The sequence below is a fragment of the Streptomyces sp. 2-1 genome (assembly GCF_048564895.1).
GTDB lineage: Bacteria > Actinomycetota > Actinomycetes > Streptomycetales > Streptomycetaceae > Streptomyces > Streptomyces phaeochromogenes.
Genome location: NZ_CP183383.1, coordinates 4,111,169 through 4,136,295, shown reverse-complemented (window position 1 = coordinate 4,136,295; position 25,127 = coordinate 4,111,169). Strand labels below are relative to the sequence as shown.

Sequence of the window (25,127 nt, the reverse complement as noted above, 5' to 3'; positions counted from 1 at the left end):
CCCGCCTGTCCAATCCTTTGACCTCGGAGACCGAGGACTGGGACGGGCCGGGGACCCCGCGAAGGGGCGGTCAGCCGTGGTTCTCGATCGTCCAGTTTCCGCTGGTCCTGATCTGGAGGAAGCCCCCTGGCAGCCGCTGCAGCCCGGAGGCCGTACTGATCCGCCGTACGGGCCGCAGGCGTTCGTCGAGTTCCCAGATCACCAGCAGGTCGAGCATGCCCCGGCCCTCGTGGGTGAGCATCATCTCGGTTTCCGGACCCGTGTGACGTACGACTCCATAGCCCTGCCCCGACACCTGGCGGGCCTGTCCTCCGAAGGCGGGAGCCGTGTCGAGGGGAGCGGGATCGAGCCGCCAGCCGGTCTCGTCACCCGCCTGGACCAGGAGATAGCAGTACCCGGCCTCGGACACCCACAGCGGGCCGGTCACCGGCCGTCGGCGCCCGGCGGTGTCCGCGCAGACCGCGCGCTTGCCCTGGGGCTGCACGGTCCAGCTGTCCAGCCAGCCGTCGTCGCCGGTGGTCCGGCGCAGACCGACCAGGGCGGGCGGACCGGTGTAGCCGAGCACCGTGCTGCCCGTGCCCTCCACCGAGCCCGTCAGCGGCTGCGCCTGCTCGACCGGCAGCAGCCGAAGGCTCCAGTCACCGGCGTCCTCGATCCGCAGCCTGGCCTCGGGCTCGCCCTTGCGGAACAGGAGGGTGCGGCCGCGACGCCCGTTGTAGTCGCCCCGCAGCAGCTTCTCCTCGTCGTCGTACTCGTCGAGCAGCTTGACCTCGTACCCCATGAACGAGCCCTCGTCCGAGATCGCGTACTCCAGGATCGCGGGCCGCCCCGGGGCCGGATTGACCAGCGTGACCGTGCTCTTGCCCCGGCCGGTGTAGACGCCGGAGGCCTGCGCGGCCGCCTGGTCGAGCACGGGCAGGGGGCGGGCGGTGAGCTGCCAGGGGCCGTCCGCCTCGATCAGGAGCAGGAGGGGTCCGGCCGGGACGGGCACGGTCTGGCGCAGCGCGTCGGTCTCGTTGACGAGCAGGTCGTACTCGTCGGGGTTCCGCAGGTTCGCGAGCTCCTGGCTCTTGACCGCGAAGTAGCCGCCGCCGTCCTCGTCACCGGCGAACTCCACGTCGATGTCGGCCGCGGTGCCCGTGTACGCCACCACCTCCGGGCCGTACCCCTGGAGCGGGGAGTCCAGCCGACGGGCGACCGAGAGCGGCTGGACCATGACCGTCCAGTCGTTGTCGGCCTCCACCCGCAGCCGCAGCGGGATGCCCTCCGGCGGGTGGACGAGGGCGCGGCCCCGGAAGTCGCGCAGGGTGCTGTTGTAGAGGAGCTCGTCGTCCTTGTTGCGGCGGTTGAGGGTGTGCATGCCGAAGTAGCCGCCGCCCTCGTGCCAGGCCTCGACGATCACGGGTCCCGGCGGGATGGGCACGTCGACGGAGACCACCCCGTTGCCGCGGCCGCGCTGCACGAAGGGCTGGAAGTCGGGCCCGAAGGAGGCGGCCGCCACCGGTGCCCGCGGCGCCGGGCCGGGGTGCGGCGGCACCGCGTCCCGTACGTCGTACCCGGGCGGCGCGGTGGGCACCGGTGGCGGGGCCGGTGCCGGTATGGGCGCCGGTATCGGGGCCGGGGCCGGATCCTCCACCGCTATACCGAAGTCGGTCGCGAGGCCCGCGAGACCGGACGCGTAGCCCTGGCCCACCGCGCGGAACTTCCAGGTGCCGTTCCTGCGGTAGAACTCGCCGAGCACGAAGGCCGTTTCCTCGGACGCGTCGGTCACGTCGTAGTGGGCGACGACGGCGCCGTCCCCGGTGAGCGCCTGCACATTCAGCCCGGGCACGGAGCCGAAGACCCCGCCGTCGCACGACCCGGCGATCACCACCCGCTGCACCTCGGGTTCGATGCGCGGCAGGTCCAGCTCGAGCCACTCGGCGAGCTGCCCGCCGCCGTCGGCCGTGCCCGCGTGGCGTACGGCCCCGGAGGGGTGCGCGGGCTGGTTGTAGAAGACCAGGTCGGCGTCGCCGCGTACCTTGCCCAGGGCGTCGAGAAGCAGCGCCGAGGCATCCACGGACGGAGCCCCCGAAACGCTCCGCCGACAGACCGCCACACGCAACAGAGCTGCGGGAACAGGGGTGTTGGCACCTTTGGTGATGTGCGTCATGCGGCACATGGTGGCAGTGGAGACGGTGTGAAGTCGATAAGCGGGAAATGTGGAGGATGAGGGTCCGTAGAGATCTCCGCGATCGGGCCGAAAAGATCTCCCCGATCGGGCCGAAAAGATCTCCCCGATCGGGCCGAACGTTTCCCGCACCACCGGCGTCATAGAGAAAACGCGGCGAGGGGAGGGTGGCTGTGCTGCGCAGAAAAGCCCGCCGCGTCCTGGGGGGCGGGGAGAGCGTCGGGGGGACGCTCGACGACCCCCTGGACGCGGCCCAGGAGCGCCGGGTGCGAGCCGTGCTCGCGCTCGGCGGGGTGCCGCAGGCGGACCTGCCGGACGGGGTACAGCAGGTCCGGCTGCGGCTCCTGGAACGGGCGGCGAGCGGGGCGGAGGCACCGCGTGACGTGTCGGCGTGGGCGGCGGTCGTCGCCTCGAACCTGGCGATGGACTGGCATCGCGCCAGGCGCCGCCAGGAGCGGATCGGCGAGCGGCTGGCCTCGCTGAGGCCGCCGGACCATGTCGCGGGGGAGTCGGGCGAGGACACGAAGGTGATGTCGCTCGCCGTGGCCCAGGGACTGGACGAACTGCCGGACGCCCAGCGGCAGATCCTCGTGCTGCGCTTCTACGCCGACCTGCCCGTCCGTGGCATCGCCGAGGAGCTCGGCATCCCGGAGGGCACGGTCAAGAGCAGGCTGCACACGGCGGTCCGCGCGCTGCGCGCCCGCCTGCACGAGGACGAGGTGGTGTGACGTGGCCGAGTACGAAGGAATGGACGCGCTGATGGCCGCGCTCACGGACGAACCCCTCCCCGAGGACGCCCGGGACGACGCGGAGTTCCTGGCCGAGCACCGGTCCGCGCTCGCGGACATCGCCCTGCTCAGGGACCAGCTACGGCTCATGGGCGACACGCTGGCCACGGAGACACCGGCTTCGGAACCGCAGCCCCTCACGGAACCGCAGCCCCTCACGAAACCGAAGCCGCTCAGGACACCCAGGCAGCTCAGGGAACCCAAGCCGTTCAGGCCGCCGAAAGCGGCCGGGCCGTCCCGGCCGCCCTGGTACCGGCGGTACGCGGGCGTGGCTCTCGGCACCCTCGTGGTGGGCGCGGGCACGGCGATGCTCGGCGGGATGGTGTGGCTCGGAGTGCAGGGCGGCGGCGCCGGCAGTTCCTCCGACTCGTCGGCCGCGAAGGAGGACTCCGGCGCGGGCGACTCGTCGCTGTACTCGCCGGAGATGCACCTGGCGTGCTCGAAGGTCCTCGTCGAGGGGACCGTACAGAGCATCACGCCCACCGACGACGGGAACGTACGCGTCGTGCTGAAGGTGAAGCGCTACTACCGGCCCGAGCAGTCCGTGGCGGAGCATCCGACGATCACCGTCACGCTGCTCGACAGTGCCAGGGCGGACCTGAAGGTCGGCACGTACACCCTGGTCAGGGTGCCGGTGTTCCCGCAGGACCGGCAGGACTGGGAGACCGGCTCGGGGGTCGCCGACGCCCGCAAGAGCATCGTGGACGCGCTGCCGGGAGCGCAGGGGATGAAGTGCGCGGGCCCGGGGGGGTAGAGCAGGTGGGCAACGAGAAGGGCGGGCGCCCGGTGGGACCGGACGCCCGCCCTTCTCGTACAGAGAGCAAGCCGCTCAGAGAGCAAGCCGTTCAGAGCGTCAGAAACGCTACGGCGTGACCTTCTCGATCAGCACGCTGCCGCTACCGGCGACCGTGCCGCGGGCGTTCACGAGCTGCGCGCGCCCGAAGAACGTCCGGCCCTCCGGCGGCGCCGCGTTCGCGACGACCTTGGCCTCGACCGAGGCGGTGGCCCCGGTGCCGAGCTTCACGGGCGTCGAGTCGACCTGGACCTCGCCGAGCGAAGGCGCGAAGTACACGTCCAGGTAGTCGTACGCCGTGGAGCCCGCCGGGATCGCGTAGCCGACTACCTCGATGGTGTACGTGCCGGCGGCGGGCGACGGGACGGAGACGGACTCCTCGGAGTCGCCGTCCGCGGACTGGCCGACCTGGTTGCCCTGAGCGTCGTAGACGGTCAGGTCGAGGTCCGCCGCGGCGTCCGAGACGTTGCCGATGGTGACGTCGAGCGAACCGGCGCCCGCGGGCACGTCCACCGTGGTGGTGTCCGTGGCGCCGTCGGCGATGGTCGGCCGCGCGTTCTTGGAGGAGCCGAGCGGGCCGCCCTTGAGCGAACCGTCGACCGCGACGAGCTTGTTCGTCACCTTCCAGGAGACCGGGGCCGGCGTGCCGACCTTGGCCTCGGGGACGGTCACGACCGCCGGGTCGAAGTCGGCGCCGAGCACCTCGACGTTCAGCTTGTACGGGTTGTCGAGCACCGGCGACGTACGGCGGGACTCGACCTCGATCTCCCAGACGCCGGGCTGCGGGTCGGCGTACGAACGCACGTCGGGCTTGCAGCCGTTGCCGTCGAGGTAGTTGTTGTAGCAGAACGGCGTCGAGGTGTTGTCGACCGGAACGCCGTACGGGTGGATGGCGATGAACCGGGTCTGGCTCTTGTCCTTCAGCCCGCCGATCGCGACCTCGAGGGCCTTGGCGCCCTCGGGGACGGTCACGAAGTACGACTTGCTGGAGTTGCGCTGGACCGTGCCGGACGCCGAGTAGGTGTACTTCAGCGGGGCGGAGACCACGACCGTGGTGAGGACCTGCTTGTCGATGCCCTCGGTCTTCGGGTCGTCGACCTCCAGGATCGCGCTGCTGAGACCGGAGTTCTCGGCCTTGGCCGCGACCTTGACCGTCACCGGCTTGTTCAGCGGCAGGGACACCTCGTCGCTGCCGACGATCCTGAACGTGTCGTCCCGGTTGTTCTCCAGGTGCAGCTCGTGCCGGATGGCACGGTCGGCACCGGTCGTACGGGTGATGGTGACGTCGTACGTCTTCTTCTGGCCGACCTTGAGGCCGCCCTCGCGGTCGTAGAGGCCCGTGCCGAAGCCCGGGGTCTTGAGCGCGAAGTCGATCGCGGTGTCGACCGGGGCCTTCACCGTGTACTCGTGGGCGGTGGCGCCGTCACGGATCGAGTCCCAGGCGTCGGGGATGTTGACGAGGCCCGCGCCCTCCGCGTACGCCTGCGTGCCGCTGATGTGGTCCGCGGTCGAGGTGAGCGCGGTGCGCAGCTTGGCGGGCGTCAGGTCGATGTTCTTCTGCTTCGCGGCGCTCAGCAGCAGCGCGGAGGCGCCCGCGGCCTGCGGGGACGCCATCGAGGTGCCCTGGAGCATCGAGTAGCCGGCCGGCAGGGAGTAGCCCGCCTCGGCGACCGGGCCGCCGGGCAGCCAGGTCTGCGTGGTGTTGATGGAGGCACCGGGCGCGGTCAGCGTCGGCGTGAAGCCGCCGTCCTCACGCGGTCCGCGCGAGGAGAAGGGCAGCATCGCGTACTTCTTCTCGACGGCCGAGCCGTAGTTGGAGGCCCAGGTCTCCTTGGAGATGGACGCGCCGACCGAGATGACCTTGTCGGCCAGGCCGGGGTCGCCGATCGTGTTGGCACCGGGGCCCGAGTTGCCGGCCGAGATGACCAGCTCGACGCCGTAGGTGTCGATCAGGCGGGTGTAGAGCTCGGCGCGCGCGTTGTTGCCGTCGTTCAGCGCCGGGAGGCCGCCGATGGACATGTTGACGATGTCGACGCCACGGTTGGCGACGAGGTCGATCATGCCCTCGGTGAGCGCGACGTTGGTGCAGCTGGGGCCGAAGAGGCAGGCGCGGGAGGAGACGACCTTCGCACCGGGCGCGGCGCCGTTCATCTTGCCGCCGAACAGCCCGTTCGCGGCGGTGATGCCGGCGACGTGCGTGCCGTGCTCGCTGGCTATCAGGCCGATGTTGACGAAGTCGCGCTTCTGGCCGACCCAGTCGCCGCCCAGCGGGTCCATCGGGACGTCCTTGCGGATCTCCACGACGAACGGCTGGCGCTCGACCACGTCGGTGGCCGGGTTGTCGGTACCGAAGTAGCCGATCTGGTACCCGTCCTTGTACGGCTTCATCGGCGCGTCGTCGCTGAAGTCGCTGTTGCCGTTGGAGTCGACACGGACCGTGCCGGCCGCCGCGTCGTACAGCACGCCCCAGGCGTCGGTGGTGTCGCCATCGCGGTTCACGTCGCCGGCCGCGTCGCCGCCTGCGGTCGCGGACTCGCGGAAGAGGTTCACCTGGTAGCTGCCCGCGGGCGCGGTCCAGGTCTTGCCGCCGAAGGTGAACGTGGGCCCGGACACGGAGGTCAGCATCGCGCGCCAGGACGCGTCGCCGTCGATGATCGGGTCGGTGGACGTCACCCAGTCGACGATCTTGCGCTCGCCGGTGGTGGTCTTCTGCAGCGCGGGGTGCGCCAGGTCCACACCGGAGTCGAGGACGCCGATGGTGATGCCCCGGCCGTCCGCCTTCGGGTTCTTCTTCACGAAGTCGACGGCACCCGTCTCGAACGACGGGTTGTACGGGTTCTCGGCGGGGGTGTTCTTGCCGGGCGCCGGGTAGGCGCCGGCCGTCGGGGCCTTCTTGGCGCCCTTGGCGGTGTCGGCGGACGGCGTCGGGTCGTCCAGCGCGATCTCCTGGCGCAGGTCGATGCCGTGCACGGAGGAGAGCTTGGCGGCCGCCTTGATGGCCGCGTCGGCCTTGGCGGTCGGGACGGTGGCGCGGACGTAGCCGAGCTTGTCGTAGGTACGGCCCACGGAGCCGCCCTTCACCGCGTCCAGCTGGTCCGCGACCTGCTCGGTCTGCCCCGGCGCGGTGGCGACCATCATCGTGACGTTCTTGTCGCCGCCGGCCTCGGCCTCGGCGAGGAGGTCGGCGTCGTCCGAACCGAGCTTGCCGCTCGCGGACTTGACCGATGTGTCGACGGGAGTACCCGGATCGTCCGCGGAGAAGGCCATGGGTATCGGCCCCGCCGCGGAGAGTGCGGCCACGAGCCCGGCGGCCACGGCTATGCGCGCCGCGCGTCTCGCGCCGGTGATCGGAGCTCGCTGAGGGTTGGGGGTCATCAGCATCCTTGTAGGTAAAGGAAAGTCCGTTGACGATCGGAACGATCGCCCCAGTCCGGTATGTGAACCCGGATGACCGCTCAGCTTTACCCAAGTGATGGATGTTTGGGGAGGGTTGACCGTGGCGTGAAGTGTCCATGGCGTACTTCCGCCATACGCCACCACGGTCATAGCGGCGTATCGACGGACATTCCCGGAGGGCTCAGCCCTCTCGCGTGCGCGCGTAGTGGCGGGACGCCTTCGCGCGGTTGCCGCAGGCGGCCATCGAGCACCAGCGGCGGGTGCCGTTCCGCGAGGTGTCGAAGAAGTGCAGGACACATGCCTCGTGGGCGCAGCGCCGGACGCGGTCGGGGGCCGTGTCCAGCAGTTCCAGGTAGTCACGGGCCGCGAGCCAGGCCGGTCCCCAGGACGGATCGCGGAACTCGGCGGCCTCGCCCGGCCCCTCCGCGGTCAGGGTCGCCCTGATCCGCCCGTGCGCGAGCACCGCGTCGACACGGCCCGCGCCCTCCGCCAGGGATCCGTCCACGGCGGCCCGAAGGGCGTCCCGTGCCGTCAGCGCATGGCGCAGGGTCGCCTCGTCGGCCGTGAAGTCCAGCGCGTTGGCGGCCAGCCACACCGCGAGCCCGTCGGTGTCCGTCAGCAGGTCCTGGGCCACGCCCTCGTGCATCCACCGCGTGTTGAGCAGGTCCAGCGAGAGCGGCTCGCCGGTGAGTGGACGTGGGTCCCGGGCGGCGACGGACATCTGGCGGCTCCCTGCTTCCCCGGCCGGTGCGCGTCGACCGGCCCCTGCTAACCGGTCAAGAGTATGTGACCGGTTGACGTTCGCCTATTCTAACTCTTAAAGTCATAGACAACGGTTAGCCCACGCCGGGCTCGACGCAAAGGGAGTGCCATGTCGACGACCACCGCACTGCGCATCGGCCACACCGGCCTGAACGTCACGGACCTCGACCGCTCGCTCGCCTTCTACCGGGACGTCCTCGGCTTCACGGTGATCGCCGAGGGCAAGGAGGAGGACCGGCGGTACGCGTTCCTCGGCGAGGACGGCCGCCCCGTACTCACGCTGTGGCAGCAGGCCGACCACGGCTACGCGGCGACCGGCGCGGGGCTGCACCACCTGGCCCTGGAGGTCGACACGGTCGAGCAGGTCAGGGCGTACGAGACGGCACTGCGCGCCCAGGGCGTGGAGTTCGCCCACGAGGGCGTCGTGGCCCATCGCGAGGGCGCCGCGTCCGGGGGCATCTTCTTCCACGACCCGGACGGCACCCGCCTGGAGATCTCCACGGCCCACGGCGTGGAGGGGGCACCGGCTCCGTCGGGCGAGGCTCCGACCTGCGGTTTCTTCTAGCCCGGAGCTGAATCCTGCCGGGCCCGGACTCAACCGCGCCCCAGTCGTGACCGCCGCATCGTCGTCGAGGAGGACACCATGACCTACCACTCCGGCTCGCGTGCCGTGCAGGACCGGGTCGGCGTGCGTGACATGGCCGACCATGTCGGACGGTCCATCGGGGAGGGGCTGCGACCGGTGGCCGCCGCCTTCCTGGAACTCCAGCCGATGCTCGTGCTCGGCGCCGCCGACCCCGACACCGGCCGGGTGTGGGCCTCCCCGGTCACCGGCGAGCCCGGATTCGTACGGGCCACCGGACCGCGGCAGATCTCGCTCGCGCATGGCCCGCGCGCGGGCGACCCGCTCACCTCGGCGCTCGCCGTCGCCGGGACCCCGGTCGGCACCATCGCGCTCGACCCGCGCACCCGCCGCCGCATGCGGCTCAACGGCCGCTCCCGGCCCACGCCCCGCGGCCTGGCGGTCGAGGCCGACCAGGTCTTCTCCAACTGCCCCAAGTACCTCCAGAAACGGGAGTCGTACGAGACGGTCGCGCGCACCCCGGGCGAGCCGCTGCGCGGCAGCGAACTGGACGCGGCCCAGCGGGAGTTCGTCCGCGCCGCCGACACCTTCTTCCTCGCCTCCGTGCACGACGGCGGCGCCGACGCCAGCCACCGCGGCGGCAACCCCGGCTTCGTGCACGTCACTTCGCCGACCGAGCTGAGCTGGCGCGACTACCCCGGCAACTCGATGTTCCTCACCCTCGGCAACCTCGCAGCCGACCCGCGCGCCGGACTCCTCTTCCTCGACTGGGAGACGGGCGCCGCCCTCCAGCTCTCCGGCACGGCCCGCACCGACTTCGCCCCCGACGGCACCCGCAGCGTCCGCTTCACCGTCGAGGCGGTCGTGGACACGCCCGCGGCGAGCCCGCTGCGCTGGTCGCCGCCCGAATACTCACCGGCGAACCCACCACTGCCGTAATAACGTCTGCGCATGCACAAGGAGTTGAGGGTGGCGGCCTACGCCGTATGCGTGCGGGACGATCGGATACTCCTCGCGCGCCTGGTGGAGAAGAACGGCACCAGGCCCTGGACGCTGCCCGGCGGCGGCATGGACCACGGCGAGGACCCGTACGACACCGTGATCCGGGAGGCCGAGGAGGAGACCGGATACACGGTCCAGCCCCTCGCGCTGCTCGGCGTCGACTCCGTCCGGCGCACCTACGCACGCCGCCTCGGCCCCGCCGCCGACTTCCAGGGCCTGCGGATCGTCTACGAGGTCGGCGTCACCGGCGGCGAACTCCGCCACGAGACCGACGGCTCCACCGACCTGGCGGCCTGGCACCCCCTCGACGAGGTGCCCGCCCTGGACCGGGTCGGCCTGGTCGACGTCGGCCTCACCCTGTGGCGGGAACGGCCGGCGGCCGGACGCGTGACGGGGATCCCTGAGCGCTGAACGCCCCCGGGGACTAGGCCGTCTCGGGGAGGTGCTGCTGTACCGAGCCCCGTAAGGGGCGCGGGGAACTGCGCGGCCAGCCGAAGCGGACCCGCAGGTTTATGACCGCACCTTCAGCGGAGCGTTTGGGTTCCGTACCCAGCCAGGTGAACATGGAGTGACCGCCTCCTCTCGGTTCGAAGAGGGCTCGGTGGACGCGGAGGGTAACCAAGATCCACGTACGGTGATCGGCGCTGCCCGTTGCTGTCCAGTTAACGCGCAGGTCACCCCCGGTGCCAACGATCCAGTATGAGCGGGCAGTTCGCGTCGGCGAACCGTCCGCGACCACTGCTGACGCGTTCGGACCCGGGGAGATCGCGCCATGTCGCGCATACGCTCTGTCGCCACCGCCACTGTTCGTGACCGCCGCGCCTTCCTGGCCGCAACCGGGGCGGTGTCCCTCTCCGCGGGCATCGGCCTCGCACTGCGGCCCGGTACGGGCGAGGCCGCCGCGCACACCGCCTCGACCCAGGGGCAGCCCCTCGCGGTCTCCCGCCCCGCACCGGCCGCGCCGCTGGCTCCGTACACCCGCGGCACCACCCTCTCGACGGTCGCGGTCCCGCGCGGCGGCTCCGGCTACCGGCGGCTCGGCGACGGGCCCGCCTGGTCGCGCGTCGTCCGCGGTGACCTGGCCGCGCCCAAGGCCGGCCGGGGCGAACGGCGCACCGCGCTCGCCGCGTTCGTGCAGTTCACCGACCTGCACCTGGTCGACGTACAGCACCCGCTGCGGTACGAGTACCTGCGCTCCCAGACCGCCAGCGCCTGGCGCCCCCAGGAGGCCCTGTCCGTGCCCGGCGCGGTCTCGCTCGTCGAGCGGGTCAACGCGCTGCGCGGCGCCCCCGTCACCGGTTCGCCGCTGCACTTCGTGATGACCACCGGCGACAACACCGACAACAACGCCAAGACGGAACTGGACTGGTTCCTCAAGGTGATGAGCGGCGGCCGGATCACCCCCAACTCCGGTGACCCGAACCGCTACGAGGGCGTCCAGAACAGCGACCTCAAGCTGTACTGGCAGCCCGACGCGGCCCTGCGCGACGCCGACAAGCAGCTCGGCTTCCCGCGCATCGACGGCTTCCTCGCCGCCGCGATCCGCGAACTGCGCAGCCCCGGCCTCAACCTGCCCTGGTACTCCACGGTCGGCAACCACGACTCCCTGCCCGGCGGCTGCTACGCGCCCGGCGACTCCTTCTTCGCCGACTTCGCGGTCGGCGGGAAGAAGCTGATGACCCTCGACGAGTCGGAGGGCGTCGCCATCTGGAACAACGTCAGGAAGGGCGGCGACCCCAAGGGCGCGGCCTTCAAGGCGATGCTCAAGTCCCAGGCGAAGAAGATGCGTTCGGTCACCCCGGACGAGGGGCGTGCCCCCTTCACCCCCGCCGAGTACCTCCAGGCACACCTCGACCCCGCGCACACCGGCGCGGGCCCCGTCGGGCACGGCTACTCGCAGGCCAACCTCGCCGCGAAGACGCAGTACTACACCTTCCGCATCGCCGACGGCCTGATCGGTGTCAGCCTCGACAGCACCGACCCGGGCGGCCACTACGAGGGCTCGCTCGGCACCGCCCAACTGCGCTGGCTGGAGCGGACATTGAAGGCGGCCGAGAAGAACAAGGAACACGTCATCGTGTTCAGCCACCACACCAGCAAGTCGATGCGCAACCTGAACAAGGACCCGGCCCACCCGGGCGAGCGGCGGCACGGCGGCGACGAGGTGCTCGCCCTCCTCGGCAAGTACCGCCCGGTGCTGGCCTGGGTGAACGGCCACAGCCACAAGAACAAGATCACCCCGCACTCCGCCCCGGACGGCCGCTCCTTCTGGGAGGTCTCCACCGCCTCCCACATCGACTTCCCGCAGCTCGCCCGGGTGATCGAGATCGTCGACAACCACGACGGCACGGTCTCCCTGTTCACCACGCTCATCGAGTCGGGCGCCCCGCACGGCACGGACTTCGCCGACCTCACCCAGACGGGCCTAGCCGCCCTCTACCGAGAACTCTCCTTCAACGCCCCGGGCGCCCGAACGGACCTGAGCGGAGAGGCAGGAGACCGCAACACGGAGCTGGTGCTCAGGAAGGGCTGAGGGCTTCATCTTTTCAGGGGCGCGGGGAACTGCGCACCTAGCCGCTACCGACCCGCACCTCTACGAACAACCTCCCGCAAGCCACTTACGAGTTGTTCAGGTAAGCCAACACCGCAAGCACTCGCCGATGCCCACTGTCACTCGGCGGCAACCCCAACTTCAAAAACACATTCCCAATGTGCTTGCTGACAGACCGCTCGGTCACCACAAGCGCCTCGGCGATAGCCGAATTCCCATGCCCTTCAGCCATCAGCTGAAGAACTTCCCGCTCACGAGGAGTGAGCGAATCAAGCGGCGAATCCCGCCGCCGCACAAGCAGCTCCGACACCACCTCGGGGTCCAAGGCAGTACCGCCGGAGGCAACCCGCTCCAGCGCGTCCAGGAACTCGTCGACCCGCCCCACCCGGTCCTTGAGCAGATAACCGACCCCGCTCGCCCCACCGCCGAGCAACTCCGCGGCGTACGACTCCTCGACGTACTGCGAGAGCACGAGCACCGGCAGCCCGGGGATCTCCTTGCGGGCCGCGAGCGCCGCGCGCAGTCCCTCGTCGCGGAAGCCGGGCGGCATCCGGACGTCGAGCACGGCCACATCGGGGCGGTGTTCCAGCAGCGCGGGCAGCACCTCGGGCCCGCTGCCCGCGACGGCCACCACCTCGTGCCCGGAGGAGGTGAGCAGCAGGACCAGCCCCTCCCGCAACAGGGCGTTGTCCTCGGCGATCACCACACGCACGGCAGCTCCACTTCGATCACGGTCGGGCCCCCGACGGGGCTGGTCAGCCGCAGGGTCCCGTCGAGCGCGGCGACGCGCCGCTGCATACCGAGCAGCCCGGAGCCGCCGGCCTCGTCGGCACCGCCCCGGCCCTCGTCGCGTACGGTCACCCGCAACCCCTTGCCGGTACGGACGAGGCCGACCTCGGCCCGCTCCGCACCGCTGTGCTTGGCGGCGTTCGTCAGCGACTCGGCGACGACGAAGTAGGCGGCGGCCTCGACCGCCGCCGGGGCCCGCGCCCCCTCCCGCTCGCTGTCGGCGTCCTCCAGGCCGTCCACGGTCACGGCCACGTCCAGGCCGCTGCTCGCGGCGAGCGCCCGGACCGCGCCGGCCAGCCCGCGGTCGGTGAGGATCGGCGGGTGGATGCCCCGTACGACGTGCCGCAGTTCGGTCAGGGCCTCCTCGGCCTGGTCCTGGGCGTCGTCGAGGAGCCTGCGCGCGGCCTCGGGATCACGGTCGTACGCCCGCTTGGCCAGCCCGATCCGCATCGACAGGGAGACCAGCCGGGCCTGTGTGCCGTCGTGCAGGTCCCGCTCGATGCGCCGCAGCTCGGCGCCGTGCGCGGCGATCGCGCCGGCCCGGGTCTCGGTCAGCTCCTCGACCCGCACGGCGAGCTCCGCCTTGGGGGAGGGCTTGAGCAGGGCGGTCGACCACTTGGCGTCGAGGTCCGCGAGCCGGCCGATCAACGGCAGCACGACGGCCTCGCGGCGCAGCAGCCCGCACCACACCCCGTCGACGAGCAGGCCCAGCGGCCACAGCGGGATCGCCAGATAGGGCAGGCAGCCGTAGGCGTAGTAGGCGACCATCCAGCGCAGATCGGTGAAGGTGCCCGGATCACGGACGACCATACGCACCCGCTCGCGCACCGTGCCCTCGACGGGCCGGTAGGCCTCGGGGATCTCCTGGCCCGTCCACGCGGTCACCATGCGCCGCTTGGCCCCGGCGATCCGGCGCACCAGCAGCACCGTCTCGGGCAGCAGCCCGATGGCGACCACGCTGACCGCGCCGATGGCCCCGATGAGCAGGACCGTGACGAAGAGGTACGAGCCGAAGGACAGCACGGCGGCGGGCGCGAGCTGACGTGTGGCCCGCGCTGCCTCCCGGACTGTCTTCCGCATGGCGATCAGAGTAGGCGAACGGGCGCACGTGCGGACGCCTGACCACCTTCCTTTGATCAGCGGAAACCCTCCCTTGACCTGCGGCCACCTCGCTGCTGACCTGCGGCCCTTCCCTGCCGGGCCCCGCCCGTGGTGTAGCCCGCTACACCTCCGGTTCGGGAGGGCACTCCCTCGTGGCGGCGGTCGGATCCCGGGATCGTTGATCTCAGTTGATCCCGGCCGAACTCGGTCGAACTCGGTCGCTCGCGGGAGTTCTCGGCTCCCCCACCCGGAAGGAAACTCCCCATGAAGGCGCTGCTCTCCTCGAAGCCGGTCCTGTGGTTCCTGTTCCTGTTCAACCTCGTCGTCGCCGTGGCCGCGCCCTTCGTCGTGGACGGCTCGCAGGGCGTGATGACCGCCGTCGGCATGGGCGTGGTCTCCCTCGGGGCGGGCCTGAGCCTCCTCAAGGGGCGCGGGCAGGGGCAGCCCGCCTGAGCTGCTCCAGAAGGGCCGAAACCTGCCCAACCAGCACAGGCACAGGCAACCCGCACGACATGGCACCGGGTCCCTCCCGTCGGTTCACCACGACGGACACGACGGATGGGACACGACGACTCATGACTGCATCCCGCACGCTGCGCCTCGGACTGACGAGCGCGGCCGCACTGGTCGCGGCCTCGCTCACGGCTCCGGTGGCCATGGCCTCGTCCCCGGCCCCGCTCAGAGACCACGCCGCGACCCAGCAGGCGATGGACGCCGCCGTGCAGGACGGCGTCCCCGGTGCGGCCGGGCAGGCCAAGGACAAGTACGGGACCTGGAAGGGCACTTCGGGCGTCGGCAACCTCAAGACGAAGCAGCCGCGTTCCGCCCACGACCGATACCGCGTCGGCAGCATCACCAAGACGTTCGTCTCGACGGTCCTGCTCCAACTGGAGGCGGAGGGACGGCTCTCGCTCGACGACAAGGTGGAGAAGTGGCTGCCGGGCGTGGTCCGCGGCAACGGCCACGACGGCTCCAGGATCACCCTTCGCCAGCTCCTCAACCACACCAGCGGCATCTTCAACTACACCGACGACGAGGACTTCGGCCGGACCTACTTCCTGAAGGACGGCTTCTTCGAGCACCGCTTCGACAGGCTGTCGCCCGCGCAGCTCGTGAAGATCGCCACCGCCCACAAGCCGGACTTCGAGCCGGGCACCTCCTGGAACTACTCCAACACCAACTACGTACTGGCCGGGATGGCGATCGAGAAGGCCACGGGCCACGCGTACGGGGACGAGGTCAGGCAGCGCATCATCGAGCCGCTCGGCCTGCGCGCCACTTCGGTCCCCGGCACCAACCCGCACATGCCCCGGCCCAGCAGCCGGGCCTACGGCAAGCTCGCCGAGACGGCGACCGGCCCGACCTACGACGTCACGGAACTCAACCCGTCCCTCGCCTCCGCGGCGGGCGAGATGATCTCCGACTCCGGCGACCTCAACCGCTTCTACTCGGCGCTGCTGCGGGGCAGGCTGCTGCCGAAGAAGCAGCTCACCGAGATGAAGACCACCATCAAGGTCGACGCGATCCCGAACGCCGGCTACGGCCTCGGTCTCATGGAACGCAAGCTGAGCTGCGGTGTCGTCGTCTGGGGCCACGGCGGCGGCATCCACGGCTCGAGCTCGGAGGCCGTCACGACGGCGGACGGCCGCCACTCCCTCGCCTTCAACTTCAACGGCGACTGGTCGGGGGACAGCGACGCGGTGATCGAGGCGGAGTTCTGCGCCAAGTAACTGCCCGGAGGGTGGGCCGGGTCCGGGTGAGCGTGCACGGGGCCGCTCACCCGTTCCCGGCACCTCTCAATCCGGCAGGATGCGAACTATCCTGCTGCGCACGTGGATTGAGAGCTCGGGGGAAGCGTGGCAGCGAAGTCATCCGCGCAGTGGGTGCGGCCTGCGCGCCCTGCGCGACCGGCGTCATCCGTACCGACCGGACCGGGCCATCGCGACGCGGTCCTCGTCCTGCCCGGGATCATGGGCAGCGAGCTGGTGGAGACCGCGACCGGCCGTGTCCTGTGGGGCGGCCCGGACCTCCGCCGGTACGGCAGTGCCTGGGCGTCCGGCGGCTCGCTCGCCGCCCTCCATGTGACGGACGAGGAACGCGCGGGCGTGACCGGCCGCGTCCACGCGACCCGGCTGCTCCGTTTCCCCGCCTTCGCGCCCGTGCTGCGGGGCTTCGAGCCGTACACCAACCTTTTGGCGGGCACCCGGCGCGTGGCGGCCCACCCCGACGCCGTACGGGAGTTCGCGTACGACTGGCGTCTGTCGACCGAGCACGCGGCGGCCCGGCTGGCGGAGACGGCGGACGACCACCTGCGGGCCTGGCGTGCCCACCCGCACGGCAGCCGGGACGCCCGGCTCACCCTCGTGGCCCACTCCATGGGCGGCCTGGTCGCCCGCTTCTTCATGACCGCGCTGGGCGGGGCCCGTGACGTCCGCGCCCTGATCACCCTGGGCACCCCCTTCCACGGCTCGGTCCAGGCGGCGGGCCTGCTCGGTCCGGGACGCGGCACCCCGCTGCCGCTGCCCCACCGCCGGCTCCGCGCCCTCGCCAGTACCCTGCCCGGCCTGTACGAGCTGCTGCCGGACCACCGTTGCGTGGAGGAACCCGGCGGCACCTTCCGCCGCTTCACACCGGCCGACGCCGAATCCCTCGGCGGAGACCGGGAGTTGGCCCAGCAGTCGCTCGACCGCCGGGAGGAGCTGACCGGTGCGGACACCGGCACCCTCCCTCAACTGCGCGCGGTCGTCGGCGTCGGCCAGCGCACCCCGCAGAGCCTGACCCTCGCGGACGGCACGGCGGAACTGCGCGAGTACGTCCCGGACGGCGACACTCGGCTCGACCGCCGCGGCGACGGAACGGTGTGCCGGGAGGCGGCGACTCCGGCAGGGCCGCGCCCCTTCTGCCTCCCCCAGACCCATGGCGCCCTCGCCCGCAGCGAGGAGGCGGTCGCGTTCACGGGCTCGGTCCTGACCGAACGCCCGCTGGGCCCGCCCCTCGGCGCGACGGAACTGGGCCTGTACGTACCGGATGTGGCGACGGCTCGCGAACCGTGCCCGGTCGAGGTCGACCTGGTGGACAACCCGATCGCCGTCGACCTCCAGGTGATCGACGTCTCCGAGAACCTGGAGATCGACCGCCCCCGCCTGTCCCGCCGCGACGGCCGCCTGCGCGCGGACGTACGGCTTCCGTGGCCGGGCCTGTACCGCGTCGAGGCGAAGTGCGGCGGCTTCTCCCCGGTGAGCCAACTGGTCCTGGCGGTCGCCGGGGACTGAGCTCGGCCCGCCCGCGCCACCCCGGCGCCTCGCGCCCGCCGACCGGTAATTGGATGTCCCGGCGGGCCCCGCGGAGGGATCATGAAGGCGCGGGCGCCACCGCCCGCCAGCGCCCCCCCACGCCCGAGGAGCCGCCCGACATGCCAGTGCCCGCCGACCCCACGGTGCTCCATCCGATGCCCGAGCAGCCGCGGGTGGTGCTGCTCAGGCCGTTGGTGAAATCCCCGCTGATCGAGGTCGGGGAGTACTCCTACTACGACGACCCGGACGACCCGACCGCGTTCGAGACGCGCAACGTCCTCTATCACTACGGGCCGGAGAAGCTGGTCATCGGGAAGTTCTGCGCGCTGGGCACGGGGGTGCGGTTCATCATGAACGGCGCCAACCACCGCATGGACGGCCCCTCGACCTTCCCGTTCCCCACCATGGGCGGATCCTGGGCCGAGCACTTCGACCTGCTCACCGGCCTGCCGAACAGGGGGGACACGGTCGTCGGCAACGACGTCTGGTTCGGCCACGGCACGACGGTGATGCCAGGGGTGCGGATCGGACACGGCGCGATCATCGGCGCCGGAGCCGTGGTCACCACGGACGTGCCCGACTACGGCATCGTCGGCGGCAACCCGGCCCGGCTCATCCGCACCCGCTTCAGCGACGACGAGATCGACCGGCTCCTCGCGGTGGCCTGGTGGGACTGGCCCGCGGAGCACATCACCGACCACGTACGGACGATCATGTCCGGCAACATCGCCGAGCTGGAGGCCGCCGCCCCCGACCGCGCGTGAAGGGGCGGACCCCCGGTCTCCCGGGGGACCCGCCCCTTCACTCCCCTCCTGACGCCGTCCCGGTCCGTCACTACCGGGGCAGCACCACTACATACGCGGCCGGGTCGCGGTCCGCTGAAGCCATCAGGGCCGTACGTACGACCGTTGCCTGCTGATCCATCGAGTCGCGCAGCTTCTTCGGGGTGATGTGGACGACCGTGATGCCGAGCCGCTCCAGGTGCTCGCGCTTGCGGGCGTACTCGGACCACATGGCGTCCTCGTCCTGACGGGGGGCGCGCGTGTCGAGTTCGACGGCGACGGCGTGGTCGGGCCAGTACGCGTCGAGGCCGCCCAGGTGCGGGCCGCCGGGCAGGCGGAGGTCCACGTTCCAGACCGGGTCGGGCAGGCCGTGCTCGTGGACCATGCGGTAGAGGCGGTCCTCCGCGATGGCGCGCCCCTCGGCGAGCAGCGAGTCGACGGCGTCCACGACATGCGGTCGGCTCAGCAGCCGCGCCTGCGTCAACTCCTTGACCACAGCGGCCGGTTCGCAGTGCCCGCCGCGTACGGCCTCGGTGAGCAGCCGGCGTACGACACCCGCGTCCGCGAGGTCGGCGACCGCGTCGGCCAGGGCGCGCGGGACGGGAGCCACCGGGATACCGGTGATCTGCTCGGGCTCCGGCATGCCCGGCGTACGGACGATACGGACGCAGCCCGTCGAGCGCAGCCGGCGCAGCCGCGGGACGAGGACGTCGATGCGGTCCAGCGAGAGAAGCGGGGGCGCCGAGGAGAAGCGGTGCAGGGCCAGCGCCGCCAGGCCGGTGATCATCGCGTCGGTGTACCGCTGCGGGGCGTGCGGCTCGCCCGCGCCGGGCTGGGCGGGGACCGCCGGTTCGGCGGCGGGGGAGCGGGCCGCGTACAGGAGAACCGCGTGCAGCCGCTCCTCGCTCGTGGCCGGCCCCGGGCGGAGCAGGTACACGCCCGGCAGAAGCTGCTGCCAGGTGCCGCCCGGCCTGCACTGCGCGTTGATGTCGGCGGGGCTCACACCCTGCGAGCGCAACTGGGCGGTGGTCAGGACACGGAGCTGGACGTCGGACAGGTGGCGGAGGGGCCGGGGGGAGAGCGGGGTGTTGTGGTTCATGACCCGAGGATTTCCCGCCCTTGATCCCCCTGCTAACCGCTGTTACACGCCCGTCGACAAAACCGGACAAGCTCGCCCTAAAGTGCAAGCGTTCGACTGCCGAAACCCCCTGGTCCGTACGGGGGTCACGGCACCGATTACCCGCATTCCGTAACTGTTATGGACGGAACGAAAGTCAACAGCCTGAGCGACGAGCCCCTTTAGGGGCGCAGCCTTCGGGGGCGCGAGGACCGGCGCAGTCGCTTGGCTTTCTGGGGGCGCGGGGAACGGCGCAGTCTTTGGCTTTTAGGGGCGCGGGGAACCGCGCACCCAGCCCCGACTTACCCGCACCAGACACCGACCCGCACCCCCAAGAGCCCCACTCAATCGACGGTACCCACATCGCAAGCCTGCCCCCGCAGAACCCGCGCCAGATCATCCCGAGCCTCCAACACCAACCTCCTCAACGCAGGCGCAGCCGCCCCATGGGCGGCAAGCCACGCATCGGCGGCCTCCAAGGTCCCCCGAGAATCCTGCAGCGAGGGGAACAACCCCTTCACCACATCCATCCCGATCTGAATGGACCGCTCACCCCACACCCGCTCGATCACCTCGAAGTACTTCGACGCGTACGGAGCGGTCAGCTCCCGGTGCGACGACTGGGCGAAGCCCGCGATCGTCGCCTCGACCAGCGCGTTGGACAGCGAGTCCGACTCGACGACGGACGCCCACGCCTGCGCCTTGACCGCCGCGGAGGGCCGCGCCGCCAGGCACCGCACCTGATGCCGCTTGCCCGAAGCCGTGTCGTCCCGCGCCAGCTCGGCGGCGATGGCACCCTCGTCCGCGACCCCGTGCGCGGCGAGCGGTTCCAGGAACGCCCAGCGCAGCTCCTGGTCCACCTCGAGCCCGTCGATCTTCGCGGTGCCCTCCAACAGCCCCTGGAGCAACTGGAGATCGGCCTCGCCGGACGCGACCGCCGCGAAGAACCGCGCCCACGTCAGCTGGTGCTGGCTGCCGGGCTCGGTCAGCCGCAGCTCCCGCAGCGCACCCTCGGCGAGCAGCCGCCCGCCCTCGCCGCGCCACCCGGGCGCCGCGTAGTGGGTGAGCGCGGAGTTCGCCCACGCGTGCAGCATCTGCAGCACGCCGATGTCGGTCTCGCGGCCCGCGAAGCGCAGGACCAGGTCGATGAAGTCCCGGGCGGGCATGAGCGCGTCGCGGGTCAGGTTCCACAGCGCGGACCAGCACAGGGCGCGGGCCAGCGGGTCGGTGATGTCGCCGAGTCCGTCCCGCAGGGCGGCCAGCGAGCCCTCGTCGAACCGGATCTTGCAGTACGTCAGGTCGTCGTCGTTCACGAGCACCAGGTCGGGAGCCTCCGTGCCCACCAGCTCCCCGGCGATCGTGCGCGGACCCTCGACGTCGACCTCGGCGCGCGCGTACCGCTCCACCGCCCCGTCGGGCGAGCGCCGGTACAGGCCCACGGCCACCCGGTGCGGCCGGAGTTCGGGATGCGACTCGGCGGCCTCCTGGAGGATGGCCAGCTCGGTGACGCGCCCCTCAGCGCTCAGAATCACCTGCGGAGTAAGGGAGTTGACCCCGGCCGTCTGCAGCCAGGACCGCGACCAGGTGGCCATGTCGCGCCCACTGGTCTCCTCCAGGACCGACAGCAGATCACCGAGCTGCGTGTTCCCGTACGCGTGCCGCTTGAAGTAGCGGCGGGCGCCTTCCAGGAACGCGTCCCGCCCGACGTACGCCACCAACTGCTTGAGGACGGAAGCCCCCTTGGCGTACGTGATCCCGTCGAAGTTGAGCTTGGCGTCCTCCAGGTCACGGATGTCGGCCGTGATCGGGTGCGTGGACGGCAGCTGGTCGGCGCGGTACGCCCAGGACTTGCGGTTGTTGGCGAAGGTGATCCAGCCGTTCGTGAAACGGGTCGCCTCGACCATCGAGAACGTGCCCATGAAGTCCGCGAAGGACTCCTTCAGCCACAGGTCGTCCCACCACACCATGGTCACCAGGTCGCCGAACCACATGTGGGCCATCTCGTGCAGGATCACGTTCGCCCGGCGCTCGTACGACGCCTGAGTCACCCTGCCGCGGAAGATGAACTCCTCGCGGAAGGTGACGAGCCCCGGGTTCTCCATCGCGCCGAGGTTGTACTCCGGCACGAACGCCTGGTCGTACTTCCCGAACGGGTACGGGTAGTCGAAGTTGTCGTGGAAGAAGTCGAGCCCCTGCTTGGTGACGAGGAAGACGTCGTCGGAGTCGAAGTGCCGGGCCAGGCCCTTGCGGCACATCGCGCCGAGCGGGATCTCCAGGCGCGTACCGTCCTCGAAGACACGCTCGTAGGAGTCCGTCACATAGTGGTAGGGGCCCGCGACGAACGCCGTGATGTACGTCGAGATGGGCTTGGTCTCGGCGAACTTCCAGACCCCGTCGGCCAGTTCACCGACGCCGTTGCTCCACACGACCCAGCCCTCGGGCGCCCGCACCTCGAACCGGAAGGGCGCCTTGAGGTCCGGCTGCTCGAAGTTCGCGAAGACGCGGCGGGAGTCGGCCGGCTCGTACTGCGTGTAGAGGTAGACCTCGCCGTCCTCGGGGTCGACGAAGCGGTGCATGCCCTCGCCGGTGCGGCTGTAGGCGCACTGGGCGTCGACGACGAGCTCGTTGTCCTCGGCGAGGTCCTCCAGGAGGATGCGCGTGCCGTCGAAGACCGCGCCCGGGTCGAGGTCCCTGCCGTTCAGCGAGACGGCCGTGACGCTCGGGGCGATCAGGTCCGCGAAGGTCGCGGCGCCCGGCTCGGCGCTGCGGAAGCGGATCGTCGTCACCGAGCGGAAGGTGCGCGGCCCGGCGTCCGTCCCGCCCACCGCGGAGCGCAGGTCCAGGGACACCTCGTACCCCTCGACGGACAGCAGTGCGGCCCGCTCGCGGGCCTCGTCGCGGGACAGATTCTCACCGGGCACGGGCGGCACTCCCTCGTGGCGTCATGGATACGCGTCGGGTACCCGTCCGGGTACGCGTGAACAGCACCGATCCTGCCATGTGGCCCTGACCCGGGACACCCGGGAATGGCACAGGTGACCGGTTGCGTTGGGGCTGAGGGACACGACTGACGACCCCCTGAGACCCGTACCGAGATCCGTACCGAGGAGAAGCATGTCCGAGCAGACCGCGCAGACCGCCGGCAAGACCCCCGTCGACTTCTGGTTCGACCCGCTCTGCCCCTGGGCGTGGATGACCTCGCGATGGGTCCTGGAGGTGGAGAAGGTCCGGGACATCGAGGTCCGCTGGCATCTGATGAGCCTCGCGGTACTGAACGAGCCGAAGCTGGACGAGCTGCCCGAGGAGTACCGCGAGCTGCTCAGCACGAAGGCGTGGGGCCCGGTCCGCGTCGTCATCGCGGCCCAGGAGGAGCACGGCCCCGAGGTGCTCGGAGACCTTTACACCGCGCTCGGCACCCGCATCCACAACCAGGGCGAGGGCCCCGGCAAGGAGGTCGTCGCCGCCGCGCTCAAGGACGTCGGCCTGCCCGAGTCCCTCCTGGACCACTGGGACGACACCCCGTACGAGCCCCAGCTGCGCGCCTCCCACAAGGAGGGCATAGACAAGGTCGGCCAGGAGGTCGGCACCCCCGTGATCGCGGTCCCCGGCTCCGACGGCGAGCAGATCGCCTTCTTCGGCCCGGTCGTCACCCCGGCGCCGAAGGGCGACGAGGCCGGCAAGCTGTGGGACGGCACGCTGATGGTCGCCTCGATACCGGGCTTCTACGAGATCAAGCGCACGCGGACCAAGGGCCCGGACTTCAGCAACCTCTGACAGGTGCCGAGGGAGCCGGCAGGGGCGGGGTCAGTTCGGCTCAGCTCCGCTCGGCTCAGCTCGGTTCGGGCAGGCGCAGGGGCTCCCTGAACGGCTTCTCGGTGAAGTAGGTCCGCAGGTTGCGGCACTGCTTGCCCTCGTCGTTCAGGGGCGCCAGGCACACCATGAACCCGTCCACGTTCTTCTCGCCCGTCTCCTTCTTGAGCCAGGCCGCTTCCTGGGTTTCCAGGAAGCGGTGCTCTTCCTCAAGGCTCTTGCAGGTGAAGCAGCTTCGCTTGCGCATCCGGTAACCATCACCCGGAGCCGCCCGTACCGGAAGCCCTTCGCAGCAGTCCGCGCTCCATCGCAACCACCACCGCCCGTGTCCGGTCGTTCACGTCCAGCTTGGCGAACAGGCGCAGGAGGTGGGTCTTCACGGTGGCCTCGGCGATCACCAGACGGGCGCCGATCTCGGCGTTGGTGAGACCGTCCGCGACGGCGTTCAGGACGTCGGCCTCGCGGGCGGTCAGCGGCGGATGTGCGGGCCGGCGCATACGGGCGACCAGCTTCTCGGCCACCCGTGGGGCGAGGACCGTCTCGCCCCGCGCCGCCGCGTGGATCGCGTCCACGAGCTGTTCACGCGTGGTGTCCTTGAGCAGATAGCCGATGGCGCCCGCCTCCACCCCGCGCTCGATCTCCGCGTCGGTGTCGTACGTCGTGAGGATCAGGACCCGGGTGCCGGGGTGGGCCGCCACGATCTCGGTCGTCGTCGCCACCCCGTCCAGCACCGGCATCCGCAGATCCACCAGTGCGACATCGGGCTCGTGCGCGGCGACGAGGTCGAGCGCCGCCCGGCCGTCGCCCGCCTCGCCGACGATCTCGATGCTCGGCTCGGAGGCCAGCAGGGCCACGACACCCGCCCGCATCACCGTGTGATCGTCGACCACGACGATCCGTAGCGTCCGGCCGGTCATGCCGTTGCCTCGCCTTCGACGGGCCCGGCCGCGGGAGTCGTCACGTCCGCCGGGTCACTGGCCGGTGCGGATGTTCCGTCCGTCGAAATCGTCGCCAGGACCCGTGTCCCGTCGCCCACCGAACTCGTCACCGTCAGCTCCCCGCCCAGCTCCGCCAGCCGCTTGCGCATCCCGTCGAGCCCGAACCCCGGCGACTGGCCGACCACGAACCCGGCCCCGTCGTCCGTGACCTCCAGCTCCACCCCGTACGGCTGCCGGGCCAGCACCACACCGACCGTGGACGCCCGCGCGTGCTTGCGCACATTGGCCAGCGACTCCTGGGTGCAGCGCAGCAGCGCGATCCGGGTCGGCTGGTCGCACTCGATGTCCGCCAGGTCCGCGTCGACCGCGAGCCCGGTGTCCTCCGCGAACCGGTCCAGGGTCCGCCGCAGCGTCTGTGCCACCGAACCCGCGGCCACCTGCCCCTGCTGCTGTGCCGAACCGACCAGCTCCCGCGCCTCCGCGAGGTTCTCCCGTGCCGTCGACTCGATCGAGCGCAACTGCTGTATCGACCGCAACTGCTGTGCGCTGCAGGCCGGTTCGCTGTCGAGACCGGCGCGCGCCGCCTCCGCGAGCACGATGATCGAGGCGAAGCCCTGTGCGAGCGTGTCATGGATGTCGCGTGCCATCCGCTCCCTCTCGTCGGCCGCCCCCTGACGCTGGTGCGCCTCGGACAGCTCGGCCTGTGTCTGCTCCAACTCGACGATCAGCCGCGCCCGTTCATGGCTCTGGGCGACGACCGAGTGCACCCACAGACCGATCAGCACCCCGACGGCCACCACGATCACGACCGGCACCAGCGTCTCCCCGAAGAACTTCGGCGAGTTCCCGAGCCGCAGCCAACTCCCGGTCAGCGTCGACCCGGTGGCCAGCCCCAGGAAGAGGACCGAGGCGCGGGGCGTGCGGCTGAACATCCAGAAGTGCGGCAGCGTCACCATGAACAGCGACCCGAAGGAGTTGCGCAGGTACGCGAACACCCCGAGCACGGTGACCAGTACCAGCAGATACGTGTGCGGACGCAGCACGGGGTTGTACGGGAACCGGTCGACCACCGCGTAGCACAGCATCAGGAGCCCCAGCAGTCCGAGCGCCCAGTACTTGCTCCCGCCGGGCCGGTCCATCGCGGCGAGCCCGACCGCCATCGCGGCGAACAGCACCCAGCACACCGCGTTCCAGCGACGGATCGTGGCGGCCCAGAAGGGATCGGTGGTCTGCCCGGCGGAAGTGGTCATAC

Annotated in this window: 21 protein-coding genes; 11 read left to right on the top strand and 10 right to left on the bottom strand. The window is 71.0% G+C overall.

Translation table 11 applies throughout. The annotated features are described in order from the left end of the window. Positions 1-70 precede the first annotated feature (70 nt). The gene (locus tag ACN20J_RS18180; RefSeq protein ID WP_362001252.1) at positions 71-2,152 is read right to left on the bottom strand and encodes a TerD family protein; all 2,082 of its coding nucleotides are present in this window, start codon (positions 2,150-2,152) and stop codon (positions 71-73) included. A 191-nt stretch (positions 2,153-2,343) separates the two neighbouring features. Between ACN20J_RS18180 and ACN20J_RS18175 the strand changes: the two genes are divergently transcribed. Together ACN20J_RS18175 and ACN20J_RS18170 are read left to right on the top strand one after the other, a co-directional pair. Then, positions 2,344-2,898: an RNA polymerase sigma factor gene (locus ACN20J_RS18175; RefSeq protein WP_189837813.1), complete on the top strand. Its 555-nt coding sequence runs from the start codon at positions 2,344-2,346 to the stop codon at positions 2,896-2,898. A 1-nt stretch (position 2,899) separates the two neighbouring features. Beyond that, on the top strand, positions 2,900-3,712 hold the full coding sequence (locus ACN20J_RS18170; RefSeq protein ID WP_419666319.1) for a hypothetical protein: 813 nt from the start codon (positions 2,900-2,902) through the stop codon (positions 3,710-3,712). A gap of 108 nt (positions 3,713-3,820) precedes the next feature. Here the strand turns inward: ACN20J_RS18170 and ACN20J_RS18165 are convergent, their stop codons facing one another. Beyond that, positions 3,821-7,126 (bottom strand): S8 family serine peptidase, encoded by a 3,306-nt coding sequence (locus ACN20J_RS18165; RefSeq protein WP_419666318.1) that lies wholly within the window; start codon positions 7,124-7,126, stop codon positions 3,821-3,823. Between the two features lie 202 nt (positions 7,127-7,328). Continuing rightward, a complete protein-coding gene (locus tag ACN20J_RS18160) occupies positions 7,329-7,868 on the bottom strand; it encodes a CGNR zinc finger domain-containing protein (protein WP_190227897.1) in 540 nt (179 codons plus the stop codon). 150 nt (positions 7,869-8,018) lie between these two features. On the opposite strand from ACN20J_RS18160, the gene ACN20J_RS18155 reads away from it, so the two are divergent. The 4 genes from ACN20J_RS18155 (at position 8,019) to ACN20J_RS18140 (ending at position 12,027) form a co-directional block, all read left to right on the top strand. Then, a complete protein-coding gene (locus ACN20J_RS18155; protein WP_189837817.1) occupies positions 8,019-8,474 on the top strand; it encodes a VOC family protein in 456 nt (151 codons plus the stop codon). 78 nt (positions 8,475-8,552) lie between these two features. Continuing rightward, positions 8,553-9,431, top strand: coding sequence for a pyridoxamine 5'-phosphate oxidase family protein (locus ACN20J_RS18150; protein ID WP_419666317.1), 879 nt, complete (start codon positions 8,553-8,555; stop codon positions 9,429-9,431). Between the two features lie 12 nt (positions 9,432-9,443). Continuing rightward, positions 9,444-9,905 (top strand): NUDIX hydrolase, encoded by a 462-nt coding sequence (locus ACN20J_RS18145; RefSeq protein WP_419666316.1) that lies wholly within the window; start codon positions 9,444-9,446, stop codon positions 9,903-9,905. 361 nt (positions 9,906-10,266) lie between these two features. Beyond that, positions 10,267-12,027 carry a TIGR03767 family metallophosphoesterase gene (locus tag ACN20J_RS18140; RefSeq protein WP_419666315.1) on the top strand — a complete coding sequence of 587 codons (1,761 nt, stop codon included), beginning with the start codon at positions 10,267-10,269 and terminating at the stop codon, positions 12,025-12,027. Between the two features lie 85 nt (positions 12,028-12,112). On the opposite strand, the gene ACN20J_RS18135 is transcribed toward ACN20J_RS18140, so the two are convergent. Beyond that, the gene (locus ACN20J_RS18135) at positions 12,113-12,757 is read right to left on the bottom strand and encodes a response regulator (RefSeq protein ID WP_055611666.1); all 645 of its coding nucleotides are present in this window, start codon (positions 12,755-12,757) and stop codon (positions 12,113-12,115) included. Continuing rightward, positions 12,745-13,914: a histidine kinase gene (locus ACN20J_RS18130; protein ID WP_419666314.1), complete on the bottom strand. Its 1,170-nt coding sequence runs from the start codon at positions 13,912-13,914 to the stop codon at positions 12,745-12,747. The genes ACN20J_RS18135 and ACN20J_RS18130 overlap by 13 nt, the downstream gene beginning before the upstream one ends. A gap of 285 nt (positions 13,915-14,199) precedes the next feature. Between ACN20J_RS18130 and ACN20J_RS18125 the strand changes: the two genes are divergently transcribed. The 4 genes from ACN20J_RS18125 (at position 14,200) to ACN20J_RS18110 (ending at position 17,992) form a co-directional block, all read left to right on the top strand. Continuing rightward, on the top strand, positions 14,200-14,388 hold the full coding sequence (locus tag ACN20J_RS18125; protein WP_055611668.1) for a hypothetical protein: 189 nt from the start codon (positions 14,200-14,202) through the stop codon (positions 14,386-14,388). Between the two features lie 122 nt (positions 14,389-14,510). Further along, a complete protein-coding gene (locus tag ACN20J_RS18120) occupies positions 14,511-15,665 on the top strand; it encodes a serine hydrolase domain-containing protein (protein WP_419666313.1) in 1,155 nt (384 codons plus the stop codon). A 126-nt stretch (positions 15,666-15,791) separates the two neighbouring features. Continuing rightward, positions 15,792-17,207 carry an esterase/lipase family protein gene (locus ACN20J_RS18115; RefSeq protein WP_419666312.1) on the top strand — a complete coding sequence of 472 codons (1,416 nt, stop codon included), beginning with the start codon at positions 15,792-15,794 and terminating at the stop codon, positions 17,205-17,207. A 140-nt stretch (positions 17,208-17,347) separates the two neighbouring features. Next, complete coding sequence (locus ACN20J_RS18110) at positions 17,348-17,992, top strand: CatB-related O-acetyltransferase (protein WP_190227905.1); 645 nt, start codon at positions 17,348-17,350, stop codon at positions 17,990-17,992. Positions 17,993-18,062: 70 nt separating this feature from the next. Here the strand turns inward: ACN20J_RS18110 and ACN20J_RS18105 are convergent, their stop codons facing one another. Both ACN20J_RS18105 and pepN read right to left on the bottom strand, forming a co-directional pair. Further along, a complete protein-coding gene (locus tag ACN20J_RS18105) occupies positions 18,063-19,109 on the bottom strand; it encodes a hypothetical protein (RefSeq protein WP_189837824.1) in 1,047 nt (348 codons plus the stop codon). Positions 19,110-19,471: 362 nt separating this feature from the next. Continuing rightward, positions 19,472-22,048, bottom strand: a complete 2,577-nt coding sequence (gene pepN / locus ACN20J_RS18100; protein WP_419666311.1) for an aminopeptidase N — start codon at positions 22,046-22,048, stop codon at positions 19,472-19,474. A gap of 193 nt (positions 22,049-22,241) precedes the next feature. Between pepN and ACN20J_RS18095 the strand changes: the two genes are divergently transcribed. Continuing rightward, positions 22,242-22,901: a DsbA family protein gene (locus ACN20J_RS18095; protein WP_189837826.1), complete on the top strand. Its 660-nt coding sequence runs from the start codon at positions 22,242-22,244 to the stop codon at positions 22,899-22,901. Positions 22,902-22,956: 55 nt separating this feature from the next. On the opposite strand, the gene ACN20J_RS18090 is transcribed toward ACN20J_RS18095, so the two are convergent. The 3 genes from ACN20J_RS18090 to ACN20J_RS18080 are packed head-to-tail and all read right to left on the bottom strand — an operon-like array spanning position 22,957 to position 25,125. Further along, complete coding sequence (locus tag ACN20J_RS18090; RefSeq protein ID WP_190227907.1) at positions 22,957-23,184, bottom strand: hypothetical protein; 228 nt, start codon at positions 23,182-23,184, stop codon at positions 22,957-22,959. A gap of 10 nt (positions 23,185-23,194) precedes the next feature. After that, positions 23,195-23,854 (bottom strand): response regulator, encoded by a 660-nt coding sequence (locus ACN20J_RS18085; RefSeq protein ID WP_189837828.1) that lies wholly within the window; start codon positions 23,852-23,854, stop codon positions 23,195-23,197. After that, positions 23,851-25,125 carry a sensor histidine kinase gene (locus ACN20J_RS18080; RefSeq protein ID WP_419666310.1) on the bottom strand — a complete coding sequence of 425 codons (1,275 nt, stop codon included), beginning with the start codon at positions 25,123-25,125 and terminating at the stop codon, positions 23,851-23,853. Before ACN20J_RS18080 ends, ACN20J_RS18085 begins: the two co-directional genes overlap by 4 nt. Between the last annotated feature and the right edge of the window lie 2 nt (positions 25,126-25,127).

What these genes read in the sequence shown, in the direction of transcription:
- ACN20J_RS18090 (WP_190227907.1), bottom strand. Translation starts at nt 23,184, where the DNA reads ATGCGCAAGCGAAGCTGCTTCACCTGCAAGAGCCTTGAGGAAGAGCAC.
- ACN20J_RS18080 (WP_419666310.1), bottom strand. Translation starts at nt 25,125, where the DNA reads ATGACCACTTCCGCCGGGCAGACCACCGATCCCTTCTGGGCCGCCACG.
- ACN20J_RS18120 (WP_419666313.1), top strand. Translation starts at nt 14,511, where the DNA reads ATGACTGCATCCCGCACGCTGCGCCTCGGACTGACGAGCGCGGCCGCA.
- ACN20J_RS18140 (WP_419666315.1), top strand. Translation starts at nt 10,267, where the DNA reads ATGTCGCGCATACGCTCTGTCGCCACCGCCACTGTTCGTGACCGCCGC.
- ACN20J_RS18085 (WP_189837828.1), bottom strand. Translation starts at nt 23,854, where the DNA reads ATGACCGGCCGGACGCTACGGATCGTCGTGGTCGACGATCACACGGTG.
- ACN20J_RS18160 (WP_190227897.1), bottom strand. Translation starts at nt 7,868, where the DNA reads ATGTCCGTCGCCGCCCGGGACCCACGTCCACTCACCGGCGAGCCGCTC.
- ACN20J_RS18105 (WP_189837824.1), bottom strand. Translation starts at nt 19,109, where the DNA reads ATGAACCACAACACCCCGCTCTCCCCCCGGCCCCTCCGCCACCTGTCC.
- ACN20J_RS18155 (WP_189837817.1), top strand. Translation starts at nt 8,019, where the DNA reads ATGTCGACGACCACCGCACTGCGCATCGGCCACACCGGCCTGAACGTC.
- ACN20J_RS18180 (WP_362001252.1), bottom strand. Translation starts at nt 2,152, where the DNA reads ATGACGCACATCACCAAAGGTGCCAACACCCCTGTTCCCGCAGCTCTG.
- ACN20J_RS18150 (WP_419666317.1), top strand. Translation starts at nt 8,553, where the DNA reads ATGACCTACCACTCCGGCTCGCGTGCCGTGCAGGACCGGGTCGGCGTG.
- ACN20J_RS18130 (WP_419666314.1), bottom strand. Translation starts at nt 13,914, where the DNA reads ATGCGGAAGACAGTCCGGGAGGCAGCGCGGGCCACACGTCAGCTCGCG.
- ACN20J_RS18125 (WP_055611668.1), top strand. Translation starts at nt 14,200, where the DNA reads ATGAAGGCGCTGCTCTCCTCGAAGCCGGTCCTGTGGTTCCTGTTCCTG.
- ACN20J_RS18110 (WP_190227905.1), top strand. Translation starts at nt 17,348, where the DNA reads ATGCCAGTGCCCGCCGACCCCACGGTGCTCCATCCGATGCCCGAGCAG.
- ACN20J_RS18165 (WP_419666318.1), bottom strand. Translation starts at nt 7,126, where the DNA reads ATGACCCCCAACCCTCAGCGAGCTCCGATCACCGGCGCGAGACGCGCG.
- ACN20J_RS18095 (WP_189837826.1), top strand. Translation starts at nt 22,242, where the DNA reads ATGTCCGAGCAGACCGCGCAGACCGCCGGCAAGACCCCCGTCGACTTC.
- ACN20J_RS18145 (WP_419666316.1), top strand. Translation starts at nt 9,444, where the DNA reads ATGCACAAGGAGTTGAGGGTGGCGGCCTACGCCGTATGCGTGCGGGAC.